16 protein-coding genes and 6 pseudogenes are annotated in these 14535 nt (G+C 60.3%); 6 read left to right on the forward strand and 16 right to left on the reverse strand.

Features of this window, described 5'->3' with window-relative positions; genetic code table 11:
* Positions 1-5 precede the first annotated feature (5 nt).
* From AYK65_RS24435 to AYK65_RS24450, 3 genes are all read right to left on the reverse strand, one after another.
* Positions 6-257, reverse strand: coding sequence for a hypothetical protein (locus AYK65_RS24435; RefSeq protein WP_081161499.1), 252 nt, complete (start codon positions 255-257; stop codon positions 6-8).
* A 673-nt stretch (positions 258-930) separates the two neighbouring features.
* Positions 931-1536, reverse strand: a complete 606-nt coding sequence (locus tag AYK65_RS24445; protein ID WP_081161502.1) for a general stress protein — start codon at positions 1534-1536, stop codon at positions 931-933.
* Positions 1537-1573: 37 nt separating this feature from the next.
* Positions 1574-1885, reverse strand: coding sequence for a PepSY domain-containing protein (locus AYK65_RS24450; protein WP_081161505.1), 312 nt, complete (start codon positions 1883-1885; stop codon positions 1574-1576).
* A gap of 598 nt (positions 1886-2483) precedes the next feature.
* Here AYK65_RS24450 and AYK65_RS24455 point away from each other — a divergent pair.
* A complete protein-coding gene (locus tag AYK65_RS24455; protein ID WP_081161508.1) occupies positions 2484-3197 on the forward strand; it encodes an AprI/Inh family metalloprotease inhibitor in 714 nt (237 codons plus the stop codon).
* A 236-nt stretch (positions 3198-3433) separates the two neighbouring features.
* Here AYK65_RS24455 and AYK65_RS24460 read toward each other — a convergent pair whose 3' ends face one another.
* Together AYK65_RS24460 and AYK65_RS24465 are read right to left on the reverse strand one after the other, a co-directional pair.
* On the reverse strand, positions 3434-4066 hold the full coding sequence (locus AYK65_RS24460) for an outer membrane protein (RefSeq protein WP_026617206.1): 633 nt from the start codon (positions 4064-4066) through the stop codon (positions 3434-3436).
* Between the two features lie 634 nt (positions 4067-4700).
* Positions 4701-5591 carry an NAD(P)/FAD-dependent oxidoreductase gene (locus AYK65_RS24465; protein WP_081161511.1) on the reverse strand — a complete coding sequence of 297 codons (891 nt, stop codon included), beginning with the start codon at positions 5589-5591 and terminating at the stop codon, positions 4701-4703.
* A gap of 1623 nt (positions 5592-7214) precedes the next feature.
* Here AYK65_RS24465 and AYK65_RS33750 point away from each other — a divergent pair.
* Positions 7215-7386: pseudogene (locus AYK65_RS33750) on the forward strand (DUF3606 domain-containing protein); the annotation flags it as partial.
* A 419-nt stretch (positions 7387-7805) separates the two neighbouring features.
* On the forward strand, positions 7806-7988 hold the full coding sequence (locus AYK65_RS24485) for a DUF3606 domain-containing protein (protein WP_026617204.1): 183 nt from the start codon (positions 7806-7808) through the stop codon (positions 7986-7988).
* A gap of 238 nt (positions 7989-8226) precedes the next feature.
* Here AYK65_RS24485 and AYK65_RS24490 read toward each other — a convergent pair.
* The 8 genes and pseudogenes from AYK65_RS24490 to AYK65_RS24525 form a co-directional block, all read right to left on the reverse strand.
* A pseudogene (locus AYK65_RS24490) lies at positions 8227-8845 on the reverse strand (transcription termination/antitermination NusG family protein).
* Positions 8842-9286, reverse strand: a pseudogene (locus tag AYK65_RS33320) (GcrA family cell cycle regulator). Before AYK65_RS33320 ends, AYK65_RS24490 begins: the two co-directional pseudogenes overlap by 4 nt.
* On the reverse strand, positions 9283-9807 hold the full coding sequence (locus AYK65_RS24500; RefSeq protein ID WP_026617202.1) for a VUT family protein: 525 nt from the start codon (positions 9805-9807) through the stop codon (positions 9283-9285). The pseudogene AYK65_RS33320 and the gene AYK65_RS24500 overlap by 4 nt, the downstream one beginning before the upstream one ends.
* A complete protein-coding gene (locus AYK65_RS24505; protein ID WP_172402066.1) occupies positions 9797-10189 on the reverse strand; it encodes a hypothetical protein in 393 nt (130 codons plus the stop codon). Before AYK65_RS24505 ends, AYK65_RS24500 begins: the two co-directional genes overlap by 11 nt.
* Entirely contained in the window at positions 10117-10479 is a 363-nt protein-coding gene (locus AYK65_RS24510; RefSeq protein WP_081161520.1) for a hypothetical protein, read from the reverse strand. Before AYK65_RS24510 ends, AYK65_RS24505 begins: the two co-directional genes overlap by 73 nt.
* Positions 10476-10960, reverse strand: a pseudogene (locus tag AYK65_RS24515) (hypothetical protein). The gene AYK65_RS24510 and the pseudogene AYK65_RS24515 overlap by 4 nt, the downstream one beginning before the upstream one ends.
* A 52-nt stretch (positions 10961-11012) precedes the next feature.
* Positions 11013-11207 (reverse strand): HNH endonuclease, encoded by a 195-nt coding sequence (locus AYK65_RS33990; protein WP_081161523.1) that lies wholly within the window; start codon positions 11205-11207, stop codon positions 11013-11015.
* Positions 11208-11212: 5 nt separating this feature from the next.
* Entirely contained in the window at positions 11213-11395 is a 183-nt protein-coding gene (locus AYK65_RS24525; protein ID WP_034885916.1) for a hypothetical protein, read from the reverse strand.
* A gap of 92 nt (positions 11396-11487) precedes the next feature.
* On the opposite strand from AYK65_RS24525, the pseudogene AYK65_RS24530 reads away from it, so the two are divergent.
* Positions 11488-11734: pseudogene (locus tag AYK65_RS24530) on the forward strand (DUF982 domain-containing protein).
* Positions 11735-11802: 68 nt separating this feature from the next.
* Here AYK65_RS24530 and AYK65_RS33325 read toward each other — a convergent pair.
* The gene (locus tag AYK65_RS33325; RefSeq protein WP_244560105.1) at positions 11803-11961 is read right to left on the reverse strand and encodes a RusA family crossover junction endodeoxyribonuclease; all 159 of its coding nucleotides are present in this window, start codon (positions 11959-11961) and stop codon (positions 11803-11805) included.
* A gap of 266 nt (positions 11962-12227) precedes the next feature.
* Between AYK65_RS33325 and AYK65_RS24540 the strand changes: the two genes are divergently transcribed.
* Complete coding sequence (locus tag AYK65_RS24540; protein ID WP_081161660.1) at positions 12228-12530, forward strand: DUF982 domain-containing protein; 303 nt, start codon at positions 12228-12230, stop codon at positions 12528-12530.
* A 162-nt stretch (positions 12531-12692) separates the two neighbouring features.
* Positions 12693-12938: a DUF982 domain-containing protein gene (locus AYK65_RS24545; protein WP_026617198.1), complete on the forward strand. Its 246-nt coding sequence runs from the start codon at positions 12693-12695 to the stop codon at positions 12936-12938.
* Positions 12939-12940: 2 nt separating this feature from the next.
* On the opposite strand, the pseudogene AYK65_RS24550 reads toward AYK65_RS24545, so the two are convergent.
* Positions 12941-13423: pseudogene (locus tag AYK65_RS24550) on the reverse strand (MT-A70 family methyltransferase).
* 120 nt (positions 13424-13543) lie between these two features.
* A complete protein-coding gene (locus AYK65_RS24555) occupies positions 13544-14257 on the reverse strand; it encodes an SOS response-associated peptidase (RefSeq protein WP_046120143.1) in 714 nt (237 codons plus the stop codon).
* Positions 14258-14535 lie beyond the last annotated feature (278 nt).

Below are 14535 nucleotides of genomic sequence, written 5' to 3' on the forward strand. Positions count from 1 at the left end.
CGCCGTCAAGGTAACCGGCCAGCGTCCTTCAGGATTTCATAGAACCGCAGAGCGGCTTCATCCGCGCTGTCGGTGGCCAGCCAAAGCGGACCAATCGCGAGATCCACAAAGTGTGGGTGAAGATCGCTGATTACGGTTCGGTCCGTGTACATGCAGCACGTCTTGCCGACACCGCCATAAATGGCAAAGTGGAAGCGGCCCTTCGGTACGTCCTCCGGCATGACGGAGACCTCGGCAACGTAGGCGCGAAACCTCATTTCCACGCTCTGCGGCCATCTCTGCGCGCATGGCGGCGGGCAACTGTGCGGAGGTCGTGCGTTGTGGGCCGATCCACACCGTGAACGAAGAAGCATCCGACAAGGTAGCTTCTGTCTGATCTGGCGTTTGTTCGGTCACAGAGGTTCTCCTTTCGCCAGCCAACTCGGCCGATGCTCGAGACAGAACCAGTTGCTCTCCAATTCTGGGGAGTTCGAGCATGGGTGGATTGTTCTCTATTTGTTCCCATATTATCTCGTCGCCATGGTCGAGACAATTGGCGAAGCTTTCAGCCTGGGTTGGCAACTCAAAGCGCGATGTGCTTTCGGTAATCGCGATGGGATGAAGTCCGTCCGTCGATGCACGTGGACCTATGATCTCGACATGCTGACGCTGGTGGCGACGCGTGGCCGAGACTTCCCGCTGTCGATGATCGCCAGCCGGCTTCGCTGTCCGCGGTGCGGATCCAGATCGGTCGCCGTCGTGTTCATGCCGCCATCTGATGGTGACCGGCGGAGGGGGGCCGCTTAAGGAAAATCTTATCGATGAATGCGATCTTGTGATCGGGGGTCGGCTATCGGCGTCCGACAGCTGCGATGATGCTGCAGGAAGAGCCCCCATCCACAGAGCGGATAGGGGCTTTATATTTGCTGTCGCGATAACGCTGGACCGCCGTTATGGCATCATACTACGATAGCGTTCGCGCTCGCGCTGAACCTGCTCTAACGTGTACGGGTCGGCGTTTTCATCGAACCGTGTCCATCCTTCTTCCGCATAGATGCTCCTACGAGCGCCAGGATCAATCCGGTCTCGTTGCTGCAGTATTGCCTCGGCTTTAAGCGCAAGGCTGTCATCGACCCTCGCTGTCACCAAGGCGCCACCGCGACGTACGCCCTCGGCATAGACATGGGCATCCTCCTCATCCACTCCCGAGTCCGTAAGCGCGCCAATCAAGCCTCCGGCCGCGCCGCCGGCGACAGCACCAGCTGCCGCTCCGGCGGCAGTGGACGCGAGCCATCCTGCGGCCACAACTGGTCCAACACCGGGGATTGCCATCAGACCAAGTCCTGTAAGAAGACCGACGACCCCGCCTCCGACGGCCCCGAGGCCAGCTCCGGTGCCGGCGCCTTCGGCTGCGTCCGAACTCTCGGTCGAATAGCGGTCGCCGGTGTTGTTGGCAACGATGCTGATATCATCCGAAGGTACGCCTGCCACTTCCAGATCCGTAACGGCAGCACGGGCATCATCGTAGTCGTCAAATAACCCAGTTACAGTTCTCACTTTCATTCTCCCTTTAGATTCGCGGCAGTTCTTGCGGCTACTGGGCCGTCACGTTACCCTGGTAGTCGAGGGCAACCGACACTGACTTGCCGTCCTTTATTGCAGCCGCCTGCCATACGCCCTTGTCGTCGAGCTTCAGCGATTTGACGTCGGTGTATCCGGCTTCTTCAATCCGCGCCTTCGCTTGAGCTTCAGTAAAGCTGTTCGCACCCTCCACGGGTGCCGACGGGTTCTGTGTATCGGGTGTTGCGACGGCTGGCGTATCGCCCTTCGGGGATGGTGTGGTTTGCGCGAGCGCGGCCGTCGCCACAGCGCCGAGCGCTGAGGCCAAAATAATCAACTTTTTCACGTGGTTACCTCTTCAGAAGACCGGGATTATTCCCCGCCAAAAGAACTCCCGAGCTGCAGTTTGGTTCCAGTGTGATCATGCCCCTTCGCCATGCGACGTTTCCATGAATTCTGCGTTAGGGCGAATGGTCAGAGCATATTCAACAAGCCAACGCCTGAGCGGCCAGACCCTATGCCCGCGCGGGTAGCGCCTTGCGGTGCTCGTCGACGTGCCGCCGAGGGGCCCGGACTGCGTGTGAACGCCATTGGGGCGGCCGCGCTCGGCATGACCCCTTGCGGATGTCGTCAAGCGCGGGTTGGCGTTGTTGCTGCGCGGCGCGGCTGATCAACATGCGAGCGCTCGCCGGGGCGCAGGAGCGGGCACTCTCGTGAGGTTGGGGAACCTTGCGCCGCTTGAAGATTGTAGAGAATTCAGTGTCCCCGAATTTGCTCCGGCGCCTTCTTTCTCGCCCATAAAGTGATCCCCCTTACCCAGAGCGGCCAAAACACGAAGGACTGGCTGCAAAACATTGCCTTGCATTTGGTCGTAGTACTATCCGGTAAGTTGCGAATCGGGCACAACGGCAGCGTTTGTGCACTGCTCATCTGGGGGATATGAAATGAGCATTCGTTACGGCCTTGCAGTTCTCGCGTCGCTTCTTCTGGCGGCCCCGGCTTTTCCACAGAACCATCCATCGGCATTCATCGGCTCCTGGGAAGTGGAAACTGGCAGTCTCGCCGGCAACTGCAGGATTGAATTGCTCGGAACGGCCTTCGCGGGAAAGCTCATGGCCCGCAGCATGATGTGCATGGGACCCTTAGGCTTCCTCGGCGGCTGGGCTCCGAGTGGCAACGGCGTCGCGCTTCTTGACCCGGTTGGCCGCACGGTAGGCAACTTCGAGCCGTCCCGGCGTGAGCTTGTCGGACGCCTTGCTGACGGCAGCATCATCACGATGAAGCCGACAAGCGGCCAACGCTTCGGAGGAAGGTGGGGCGACGACCGTCGCCACACCGATCGGGACGGCGGCGCGCAGGCCGACTGCTATCTGCGTGAGGACACCGACCGATGCGCAGACCCCGCCGATATCCCGCCGCCACGCGATCGACTGCTGGTTCGCTCCATCGGACCCCTCAATGTTCGTAGCCAGGAAGACATGAGCAGCCCGGTGGTCACGCAAACCGTGGCGGGGCAGTGCTTTACCGTCTACGGCTGCCGCGACACCCGATGGGGTCCTCGTTGCGAAGTGCGTTGGGGCAACAACCAGGTCGGTTACACCATCAAGTATTACGAGCGGAGAGGGAATAACTACATCGCTTTCCTCAACCGCTGCTGACGCAAAGGCAGCCTGCACGGGCTACGGAATTTCGCCGGCGTCCATTTATAGCGCAAAGGAGCGCCCTCGAAGCCGCTACTGCATCCCGTGGAGTAATGGCGGGAAGCTGCGGCATGAATCATCGAAACGGATCAGCAGAGGGCGGCACATCGTCTCAGACGCTTCCGTCAAGCTTGCCAAAAAAATGCCCCGCCGGAGGCGAGGCATAAGAAATCTACGCAATGGCGTAGAAGTTCTTAGAACTTCACACCCACGCCAACGTTGATGACATGCTGATCGAAATCAACATCCACGTCAGACAGCGAAACGCCACCAAAATCGTTGTAACGATATTCGGCGCGAACGAACATGTTGTCCACCACCGCCCAATCAACGCCGGCGCCAATTGTCCAACCGTGCGTCGTTTCATCGTCGCCAAACACCGGGTCATTGACGTAGGCATTGGCTGCCGTCCATCCGCCCGCTGCGTAGATCAGCGTCCGGTCAAGAGCATAACCGACTCGGCCGCGGACGGAGCCGGACCAATCGGTTCCAATTTCGTCAGCGTCGCCGACCGAACGATCGTTCCAATCGTAATTCACATCTCCTTCAACGCCGACAACAAGGCCGTTGCTGAGATCCCAGTTATAGCCGACGAAGCCGCCAAACCGGCCGCCATCAAATCCGCTAAGATCGATGACGCCGCCGACTTCTGCGTCAGCCCAGCCATAACCACCGTGCACACCGAAATAGGGGCCCGACCAACTGAACGCAGGTGCCGCTACTTCCGCCACGGGTGCGGTAGGCGCTTGATCCACCACGTCGGCCGCGCTGGCCGCAGAAGAAGCAGTAATAGCCGCGGTAAGCGCCAGAAATACAATTGTTTTCACGTTTTTGCCCCCACTAAAATTTGCAGGGTCAATTAGCACCGAATCGTATGATTGGCTGTATCGGAGTTGCAACAGCTTTCGACGTTTACAACCGAGTTTGCACATTTAACACCGCGGCCACAGTAACAAGGATGGAGGTGGAGCGGCTGGATGCAATGGCGCCGGCAACGGTTCGGCCACATCGAGCTCAACGCCCGTGTCGCCGACATGCGGCGATATTGCAAACGGTCGAGACCCGCCAGCGCGACGGAGAACGGCTTCAGCGGTGATCGAGGATTGATCTGCCTGGGTGGCAGCGCCCCCCGGAGGTGACAGGGGCGCTGCCGAGTTGGTCGGCTCGGCGAGTGGGGAGGGGATGACGAGCCGACTTCGCGTTGAGCGTCGCCTAGGATAGGCGACGGCGTCTAACGTCTCGCGTCTCGAATAGTTCCGAGAAGCTCAAGCGAGCTCCAGTGCTTTCTTTCCCGGCGCGGGCCCCGGACCCGAGGTCCGAAGACGTCGGCTATTCTCGCGAACCGCTTCCTGAACCGCGGGAATCGCTTTATCGGCTGCAAGCAATCACCGATTGCTTTGCCGTACGTTTTCGGCCGAAACTGCCGCCGGCGCTCCCGTCGGTTCTCCCCAGACCAGGCCCTCATGGAGCGGCGTCCGCCAGCAGGTCATTATGAACAGCAACGGCGGCAATCTCTCCTTGCGCCATGGCTACGCCGAGTTGATTAAGGCCGGTTACGACATCTCCGGCCGCGTAGAACCGCTCGACATTGGTGCGCTGATGAGGATCGGTGGGGATCCGCCCTTCGTCGTCAAGTCTTACTCCGACGCCGGCGGCAATGTTGGAGCGTGGCCTGCAACCGAGCGCGGAATAAACTGCCACGGACTCCAGCCGCCTACCCTCAGTCAGTTTCAGCGAAAGGCGATCGCCGGCCATCGGCTTGTGAGAAAGCAGTGGGGACGTGGCGAGGCGCAAGGGTTGGCGAACCTCGGCGGCGCTGAACCCCTGCAACTCGACACCCAAAGTCGCTAGCGTCACATCATCCGTAAACGACAGGAGGAATTCTGCTTCCTTCAATGCCCGGCGGGTGTGACCGATGACGACGACAGCAGCGCCGTTGATCTCGTACCCATCGCAGATGGGGCAAATCCGCAGATTACCTTTTCGCACCAGCTCCGTTGCATCCCGCCACGGCGGGAGGATGTCCACGAGACCGGTCGCGCAGATCATGGCGCGGCTGTCGAGCGTTCGTTCCGCGACAATGCATTGGAAGCCAGCGCCCAGCTGCTCGACCCGATCCGCACAGCCAGCGATGTGCTCGACGCCTAGCTTTTGGATTTGCGCATGCATTCTAGTGAGCAGGTCTCGTCCCGGAATGCCGTCCGGGAATGCCGGATGATTGAATGATCGCGGTATGAGGGAAGCGCGGCTTTGTCCGCCGTCGGTTATGATCACCCGTCGATTGAGCCGCGCGAGGTAGATGCCCGCGACGAGCCCGGCGGGGCCTCCGCCCAGAATGACGCAATCGTACATCGGCGCTTCCGCTTGCTGGCTTCTGCGTGGGAATTCGGCTCCGGACGCGTCCGGATGCGGCCAAACCGGCGAACCGGCGAGGTGTTCCCGATAACGCGCAGCGTCGTCTTCTGCCCCATTGAAGAGCTGGACGAGGTGCTTACCGCCTCGAACGCGGACGAGTTTCTACAAACCCTGCGAAATGCCAGCTTTGCGAATTCGAGGGATGGCCGTTCAACAACATACGGGAGCCTCCAGATTCTGATCGCTTGGAGCGTAGACCTTATCCCTTTGCAATCGACGGAGCGTTACCCTAATGGGACGCCATTAGGGGCGGCATATGAAGGTACGCGCCTGCCGGTTGGAGCATAAGCCAAGAACGTGGTTGCAACACTCACCTCACCAATCGCTGGCTGAATTATTTTCTCGGCCCGAGCGGTCCTGTATCGGTCCTGCCGTGGTCAAAGCCGAGAGAAAATCTCGGATTCGTTCGGCCGGCCGCTTCGCTTCGCGGCGAGGGTGGTCAAGGGTCGCTCGGAGCGGGTGGGACGGCAGCGCCCCCCCGGAGGAGACAGGGGCGCTGCCAAATTGGTCGGCTCGGCGAGTGGTGAGGGGATTGACGAGCCGGCCTGCTTTCAGCCGTCGCTTCGGATAAGCGACGGCGTTTAACGTCCTGCTCATTGAATGGTTCCCAATCAGGCTGGCTCACGCTCAACAGCCTAGCTGCCGACATGCGGGTGACGCGCGAGATATTGCAACGGGTCGAAGCCAGCCGGCGCAACGGCGCTCAATTGCGGCGTTGACCCTTCGATCTTATCTAAAAACCGAACCCGCCGGGGGCACCTTGAGAAACACTCGGCAACCAAAGGCCTTCGGCACCACGCCAGCCGACAACCGGTATATCGCACTTGCGATCGAATTTCCCGACTGGCGCCTTGCGCTCGCAATTTTTTGCGGTCTTGAACTTGTGACCCGGAATTTGGACTGCGCTGTCCTCCGCAAGGTAGAACGCTCCCAGCGACGTGGCGAGCGCCGTTAAGGCCCACACTGTTCCCCTGGACATAGACCCGCCTCCCTCTCATTTAAGGGAATGCTGATTTTACATCAGGCGGAGGACGTTGGCCTCTAGCCAATCGGAACTAGCTCGGACGGAGCACATCGGGTTTAGACGAGCCAATAGCCCTTGAACTCGCTTGCGCTCTCACTATCTCTAAAGTCATAGGCGACGTTCGAAGCGGTTCCCTTGGATGGAACAGGGCGAAAGCCCGAGCAGGATGTATACGTCGCGATCGGAGCTGCAGCGGACCTGGCCAATCCACCTGCAGCTCTGTTGTTGTCAGGGGGATAGTCGCGGCGCCGAGTTCACGCCGGCTCCAGCTCCGGTTTGGGCGCGGGGCTATCGCCCCCTCGTCATTATCTTCCGGCCACCACCCCTGCCAATCCTCGCCGAGTGCATCCTTCGCCTGCCGGCCGTCAAGGCGCCTGATCAGCCGCTGCAGCAGCTCGTAATCCATAATGCCGCTTTCCGGCGGCAGGTACGCCGCAGTGTCCTGGACAGGTCAACACCTCATCCGGCCCGAGGTTCCGCCCCTTGTCGCGTTCCTAGCGGCTCCTACCCCTCCATGTTTGGATCATGGGGGAATAATGGGCGACGATCCGAAGAAGAGAGATTGCGAACCGCCCCCTCGGTTCCGAACAGGAGCACGAACTCGCTTATCTCGTGAGCACGGCGAAGGTCACCCGGCAGAAGGCGCTCGAGGCGATCTGCGACGCGGGACCGAGCCGCGAGACGGTGATGGCGTACCTGCGGAAGAAATATTCCCGGCCCCGGTCGTGCGGAGCATGTCCCTATCGCGCATGCCAGACTGAAATATCGAAAATAGTCTCCGGGCTAACACTTCAGCGGCTTCGCAATCGCGGGGGAGCCCTTTCTCAGCCAGAATTTCGGTGAAAACCTCGTCCAGCAAGTTGATGCCAGCAGGTAAGATCGCATCCGAATGCTCGTGCAACATGGAGCCTCCGATTCAGGGCGAAAGCGTCTGATCTTTCGGCCACCGGCGCCCGTGTCATGAGCCGATGATCACCAAAGTGTACGCCTTTGCGACGCGATAGCGACTCATATGACGCGCGAGAGCTCGCTCGGTACGGTAACTGACATACAGCCAAGCCAACCTTGCCGCCATCACAAATGGTCCTAGTTCATCAATGAACATGGAAACGAAGATGGAAAAGCAAATGGTAGACGATCCGAAGCGCGATTTCGTTCTCAGCGAGGAGTATGAGGTCGCTTACATCATGAGGACGGAGAACGTCACTCGGCAGAGGGCAGTTGAGGCAGTACGCGAAGCCGGGCCGAGCCGAATGAACATAAGGGATCATCTCAAGCGCAAGTGGAAGTGGTCCAAGAGCGCGGATTGATGGCTATGTGGCTCGAGGAGGATGATCGGGTAACTGCGCGAAGGAGAAGTTGCGCAGCAGACCCGCAAGTGTGCTCTTGATGTAGATGCGTCCGCACGTTGTCCTTCCCTCCACGGCGGCGAGAGTATCGCGGCGACGGTGGCGCCAATGGCGCCTGCCGCAGCTTGGCGGCAGCGGTCCGGCGAGTGTTCCCCACTTGAGGTCCGCAACTGAACAACCGCAAATCACTGCAGGAAACCTATACAGCTTTGCGCAGATTTTCAACCTCCGCGTCAGCGGTGAGCGCGTTCAATTCACTGATGATTTTCTGCACACGCTCTTTGATTTGCGGACTTAGCGAATCTATAGCCCTCTCGGCCTGATCGACCATTGAGACTCGCACCTTCCGGCCCTTCGGCAGGATCTTCCGGAGCTGGCCGCGGAGGTGGTGGATCTGCTCGTGGCGCTCGTTTTCCTTCCGGCAGTGCTGCTCATAGAGGAAGGCCTGCCGGCGCTCGTGCTCGGCGAAGTACAGGTCCTCGATTATGCCATCGGGAAACTCGAGCGGCCCATAGCCGGCGCCGCCGCGCAGAAAGCACACGACGCCTCGATACGGCGCAGCTCCTCGAAGTTCAGCCTCGGCAGGTTCACGAAGGCATAGCCCACGAGGAACGGGAAACGCTTCTGGATGATCGGGTTGGTCCGGTGGTGCCTCAGCTCTCGGTAAAACGAAGGCATGAAGATGTCGAAGCCATCCTTGCGGCAATTCCGCTCGATGATCGACTCCATCCGTCGGCTTTCCGGCAGGCGATCGTCGGCAGCCGCCATGCGCTGATAGCCGGCGCAACCCTGATCGCATACCAACGTGATCTCTTCATACTCGTCCCCTCTTCGTAATGCGGTGGCTTGCTAATGCGCTGGATTGATGGTGCTGGCAGTATTTCCCGGTGGCCTCAGCTGCGCAGAAAAGGTATGGGCTGCCGTTGTTGACCGGCCACTTGCATTCGCCGGGGAGCAGATTCTCCAGGCGCTTGGCAAAGGGTAGCCGCTTCACATCATAATCCGACGGGGTGACGGGTTCTCTCTCGTGCGGATGGAACGGCCTACGCGCTTCGTCCTTCCTCGGAGCCGGTGTGTCCTTTTTAGGCTGGCTTCTCCTAAACTGCTGTTTCTCCGGGAAAAACGCGCGATTTCGAAATGCGATCCCGACGATGACGTTGCGGGACGCCGAAGCGCTTTGCGACCTGCGAAGCGGAGAGGTCATCCCTCCAGAGCTTCGATCCTGCCTCTATGTCGACGGTTCGGTGCTGGATGGTCATGCCGCGGACCTCATCCGACCGATTGCGAGCACGACAGCGGCGATGAGTGTCATCCAAAGCTTGCCGACGATCTGCCCAGCGATGAAGTCGAGCGATCCGAAAGCCACCCAGAGGAAAACAGCGCTATCGACTGCGGCTCCAACAATGCCGCTTAAGAGGACTGCCAACCAAAGCCGCTTAGCCCTCAGAGGAGCATACACGGCGAGGTCTGCCAGCTCGGCGATGACGAACGCAAGGACCGAGGCGAGCACCAGGGCTGGCGGAGCGAAGAGCCAAGACACGAGCCCACCGATGCCGATTGCGGCCAATGCGGCTTTGGCGCCTCCCGCCTCGTGCACCCAGTCACGCAGCACGAGGGCGAGACCGACCAGGAGAACGCCTGACGGCGCGTCGAGGCCAAAGCCAACCGGGATGAGACAAGGTCCCTGCGGGATGCATTCTCCGACATTGCCGATCATCCAGTTTGCGGCCGGAATGGTGGCTGCGAATGCGGCAATGAGCAGGATCGTCTTAAGCTGCATCGAACATGTTCCTCTGTTCTGGGCGTACAGCCCATCTGATCGGGCATTGAATCACATCAATGCGCCGGGCCATGCGCTCGGGGCATGTGTTGCCGTCCTTGAAGTTGCGGGCGACATTGACACCGTCGGCCGAGGCAAACGGCCATCGGTCGCCGGAGAGAGCGAGTCCGCGCAACATGTGGATCCACGGAAGCGGGCCACGTTTGGCGAGTTCGTTGAAGACCTCGTCGGCGCGGCGCTCCCAAGCAGGGGACCCGACCTGCCAGTGAACGCCAGAGCTCCCGAAGCACACGCGCGGCCATTCGTCGATCAGTTCAAGCAGGTAGTCGATCGGAAGGCCATGTGCCACACCGGTGCGCCTAAGTGTTTCGGGAATGGCCACTGCGCCACCAGCTCGCGCTGCCGCTCGAGCGGGCCGTCGATAACGTCCGGAACGACCGCCCAATGTGGGTGGCCAAGGCGAGCCTCTAGCCACGCATAGAGCTTGATATCGTCAACCGATTTGCCCTGTGTAAAGGCAGTGTATCTGCCGTTGTTCCACATGACCGACTGACCGTGCATGAGGCACCAGTCGGCGTCCCTCGCGTCGGCGAACGAGACGCAGAAGTTCTTGCCGGCCATTTTCATCAGCTCGGTACGCGGGGTCAGCGGTGTGCCGTGGTAGTGGATCACGCCGCGCGCTCCTCTTGGGCCGGCTCGGCTGCTTCAATCTCGGACTGCACCTTGCGCCGATAGGCCATCTGCTCGGCGGTAACTTCGCTGGCATCGGGAAGCGCCAGCATGCGGGCGAGCTCGTCGGCGCGCTCAGGCGAGATGGGCTCGGGCTGGACGTTCAGCCTGGTGTGGATCCTTCTTCGGTTGACGCGGACGGCGATCGGCGACCACGCCTCATCAATCGCCCAGAGATGGACAGACCGAGGCGGCAGTTCCCTAGATCGGGCGAGACCAGATGGTCGACGCCCTGGGCGACGAGGAAGAACCCTTGGGCCGCCAATTCGTTGGCGCGCTCGCGCTGCTCAACCCGAAGGTCCATGAGGCCGTCAGCGCTTGGCAGCGTCCTGCTGACGCTGTCTTCGATCGCCCGCAGTGTTTCCTGCTTGCGAATCCGGTCCTCGCGGATGATGCGGCATTCGGCGTTCGCCATGGCCGCCATTCCCGCCGGCAGGGGGATGAAAGCCAGGTTGATGGCTTAACCGCCACAGAGATCACAGACATGCTTTTGCCCTCCATTCGTCGGGCGTCAGCGCTGCCTTCTCGAGGTTGCACGAACTGCAGGAAACGGTCAGATTCGACAGGTGGTTCGTACCGCCCCTGGAGAGCGGAATGATGTGGTCAATGTGGACTGGGTCCGCGATATTGCCGCAGTAGGCGCACGAACATCCATCACGGTCTATGACCATGAACCTTATTCATGCCAATTATTCGGGAGCTTCCGCTTCCGTTCACGATCCCACTCGCGCCGCTTCTCCGCAGCAAGGTCGACGGCCGGCGCTATTTCGCGCTCCATCCCCGCGACGGCGGCGACAATGGCGTCGGGGTCCGTGCCGGCGGCAAGCATGTGCTTCAGGGCGGTGGCGATCACACTCATATCGCAATCGGCCCTTTCGACCGGGGTACAGCGCAGCAGGAACCAACGCAGGCATATGCGGTTAGGGCCATATCGAAAGCAGAGAAGGACCCATGCCGGACCTCTGGGAAGATTGCGTAATCATCCAATTGCCCGGTGCGAACGGCGTCGAAATCGTATGGACGCCAGCGCACGCCGCACGATTGCTCAGTGAACAATGACCCGTCGAAAACGGTGTCGGCTTACACAAAGGCTCTTAATGTCTGCACCGACGCAATGATGGGCACCTTTCCGCGGGAGCAGGCTCGCGATGCCTTCGTCGCTGCAGTCAACGAGGCTAAAATCAAGAAGCTGCGCTGAGGTCATGCCGCCAACCCCGCTTCGCATTCCTGGATGATGACGACGCACTCGGCCGGCAGGTCGCTGTCTCAGCACATGGTCAAGCGCTCATACAGATTGTCGTTCTTGATGACGCCGTAGTGCTGAAGGCAGTCGAGGATCGCCTTGCTACGGTTGTCGAGGTCCTGGCGCATGTTCTGGCGACGCAGGCGCGACGTGCAGAGCGAACGGCTTATCGATTGGCGCATGGGGCGCCTTGATGAAATAGCCGGCGTCGTTCCGCCATTTCTGGTACGTGGACGACAGACGACGGGTTTTGCCCCAGCCGTTATAGAGGTCCCAGCCGCTCGGAGGATACGGCAGGTGGAGCTTGATCATGATGCCCCCCGGTGAGGAGCGGCAAAGATCGAGCGCGCAACCCCTTGAATCCGCAAATCAAAGGCAACAAATCAACAACCGGCGCTGGCCCACAGCGCCTTCCTTGTTGAGCACCACCGTATTCAGTGAGGCTGAAATGAATTCGATGATGTTTACTCGACCCCTCTACCTGAAGGAGAAAAAGGACCTGATCAGAGAGATCACGAATCTGTACGATGCTATCGACTTTCTTGAGGAGTGGCCGGAGCGCGATCGAGACATAGTGCACGACGCCACCCTGAAGACTTGCTACATGGCGCATGACGGCCATAAGCCCATTCAGGTAGCGCGGGATGCGATCCGATCCTTCGGAAAGAAGAAGGGCATCCTTGTCAAAGCACCTGCAGTTCTTCCCTGGATGATCAACAACAGCTCCGGCAGCGGACGCGTCTCTGCGTAAGTCATCATTCGAGGTGGGGAGGCTGTTTTCGCAGCCTCTCTGTCCCAGGCCTGGTGTCGAGTATGGAAGGTGGGACGTAATCATGCCGGCACCCCTCACCTCGCGCTTGGAACAATCGCGCCACTCCCGCGTTCCCGCGGATTCACCCGAAGGAATTTTGTAATGGGTACCGCGTGGGACGAGTGCGTCATCATTGATCTGCCTGATCTCGACGGCGTACAGATCGTCTGGCACCCCGGCTACGCTGCGCGCTTGCTCAGCGACAGTTGGCCGGTGGATCATGGACGTGCTTACGGTGCTGCAATCAATGCGTGCGCGGACGCCTTGGTCGGCACATGTAAGGGCGAGGATGCGAGGGCCGCGTTTATTGCGGCGATCAACGAGGCGAAGATCGAGATGTTGGCTTGAAATCATGCCGCCACCTCGGGATTGAACTTGGTGACCTCGTTGCCGAAGGCGTGCCCGCCTGGCCGCTGCTCTCGAGCGAACACATCGGCGCGCCGCGCGTGCGGCATGACGCGGTCGCAGAGGTCGTAGAATTCGTCAGGCTTGCGGCTGTGCTCGCGCGCGATTCCGTCGAAGATGGTCGGTGGAGCGAACGCCTGCTTCGGGTTCCCCAGCGTTGCCACGATGACGATTTCACCGGTGGTGCGGACGCGCTACCCAGGGCCCATGCGAACTTTGCCGCTCCGCGTCGTCTTGCGCCACACGAGATAGGACTTGTACTGAAAGCCCCATCTCCGGGCGGCTTCAAGGGCACGGTCGAGGCGTGGTGCTGTAGACCATGCCAGCAACAGTGAGTCCATGGAGGCGAGCTGACCAACCGGCAGATGGCGAGTCATGTCTCGCCGAGACAGAGCCACAGAGAGCCTCGAAAATGCGAGTGCCCGCACAGTGGGGGGCTGAAGCGGGCACTCCTGACAGGTTGGGGGACCTGAATGCCGAATTGCTCGGCATCAAGTTAACTTGCGCCGCGCGTTTTTGGTTCCGCGCGACCGTCCGTTTGGCGATGCTCATGCAACAGGTCCGGTCGGATCGAGGATGTCAGCGGTGTCGTTCTTCGGCGAGCCGACCTTGCGGTCGATTGGCCACATGGTCATCAGCTCGGCTGGGAACGGCTTCATCAGAGTGTATGGGTCCGGCTCGGGCGAAAGCCAGCGCTCATAGTCCGCCCGGTGCAGGATGACCGGCATGCGGTCATGGATCGTCGCCATCATCTCGTTCGGCGGACAGGTGATGACGCAGAAGGTGCGGATGTCCTCGCCGGTTTCCGGATTTCGCCAGCTTTCCCAGACGCCGGCGAGCGCGAACGGCTCGCCGGACTTCATGGCGATTGCGTAGGGTTGCTTGTCCTTGCCTGTGCCGAAAATGTCCTTCCACTCGAAAAAGCCGTCGATCGGCACCAGGCAACGCCTGTTGGCGTAGGCTTTCTTGAACATGCCGTTGCTGGCGATGCCCTCGCATCGGGCGTTGACCGGAGGCGGTCGGCCGAGCTTCTGCTCCTTGATCCAGCCTGGGATCAAGCCCCATCGGGCACTGACGAAGGTGGGGCCGAAGACATCCGGATCACGGACCACGTCGCGGATGATTATCGGATAGTAGAGCGACGGCGCGCCGTTATAGCGCGGGAACTGGTTCGCCAGCCCCTCGGCGCGCTCGCGCTGCGCGAAAGAGAAGTTGCGCAGCAGATCCGCAAGCGTGGTCTTGATGTAGATGCGTCCGCACATCGGCTTTCCTCTCCAGGCGGCAAGGGGATAGTGGCTGCCCGCGGCGTAAACTCGCAGATCAGCGTGTAACCTTTCCGACCTTGATTACGTTGCCATCCTTGTTCCTGCACTTCGAGCAGCGCAACTTCCGGGCCAGAGGCAGGATTGGTTGCTTCACCCCGAATTTCTTCATTAAGGCGCGCCGATCCAATCTGCTTTCGCGGCCGCAGGCGCGGCACTCGCAAAAGAGCTCGTACCATTCCGGCAGATTTGCGAAGGTGATTTCTTCTGGAGAGCCG

The organism is Ensifer aridi (assembly GCF_002078505.1).
Taxonomy (GTDB): domain Bacteria; phylum Pseudomonadota; class Alphaproteobacteria; order Rhizobiales; family Rhizobiaceae; genus Sinorhizobium; species Sinorhizobium aridi.

Coding starts and splice junctions, on each gene's coding strand:
- AYK65_RS24435 (WP_081161499.1), bottom strand. CDS start 257: ATGAGGTTTCGCGCCTACGTTGCCGAGGTCTCCGTCATGCCGGAGGAC.
- AYK65_RS24455 (WP_081161508.1), top strand. CDS start 2,484: ATGAGCATTCGTTACGGCCTTGCAGTTCTCGCGTCGCTTCTTCTGGCG.
- AYK65_RS24465 (WP_081161511.1), bottom strand. CDS start 5,591: ATGTACGATTGCGTCATTCTGGGCGGAGGCCCCGCCGGGCTCGTCGCG.
- AYK65_RS24485 (WP_026617204.1), top strand. CDS start 7,806: ATGGTAGACGATCCGAAGCGCGATTTCGTTCTCAGCGAGGAGTATGAG.
- AYK65_RS24500 (WP_026617202.1), bottom strand. CDS start 9,807: ATGCAGCTTAAGACGATCCTGCTCATTGCCGCATTCGCAGCCACCATT.
- AYK65_RS33990 (WP_081161523.1), bottom strand. CDS start 11,207: ATGGTCATAGACCGTGATGGATGTTCGTGCGCCTACTGCGGCAATATC.
- AYK65_RS24525 (WP_034885916.1), bottom strand. CDS start 11,395: ATGAGTGTGATCGCCACCGCCCTGAAGCACATGCTTGCCGCCGGCACG.
- AYK65_RS33325 (WP_244560105.1), bottom strand. CDS start 11,961: ATGCGCCAATCGATAAGCCGTTCGCTCTGCACGTCGCGCCTGCGTCGC.
- AYK65_RS24540 (WP_081161660.1), top strand. CDS start 12,228: ATGAATTCGATGATGTTTACTCGACCCCTCTACCTGAAGGAGAAAAAG.
- AYK65_RS24545 (WP_026617198.1), top strand. CDS start 12,693: ATGGGTACCGCGTGGGACGAGTGCGTCATCATTGATCTGCCTGATCTC.
- AYK65_RS24555 (WP_046120143.1), bottom strand. CDS start 14,257: ATGTGCGGACGCATCTACATCAAGACCACGCTTGCGGATCTGCTGCGC.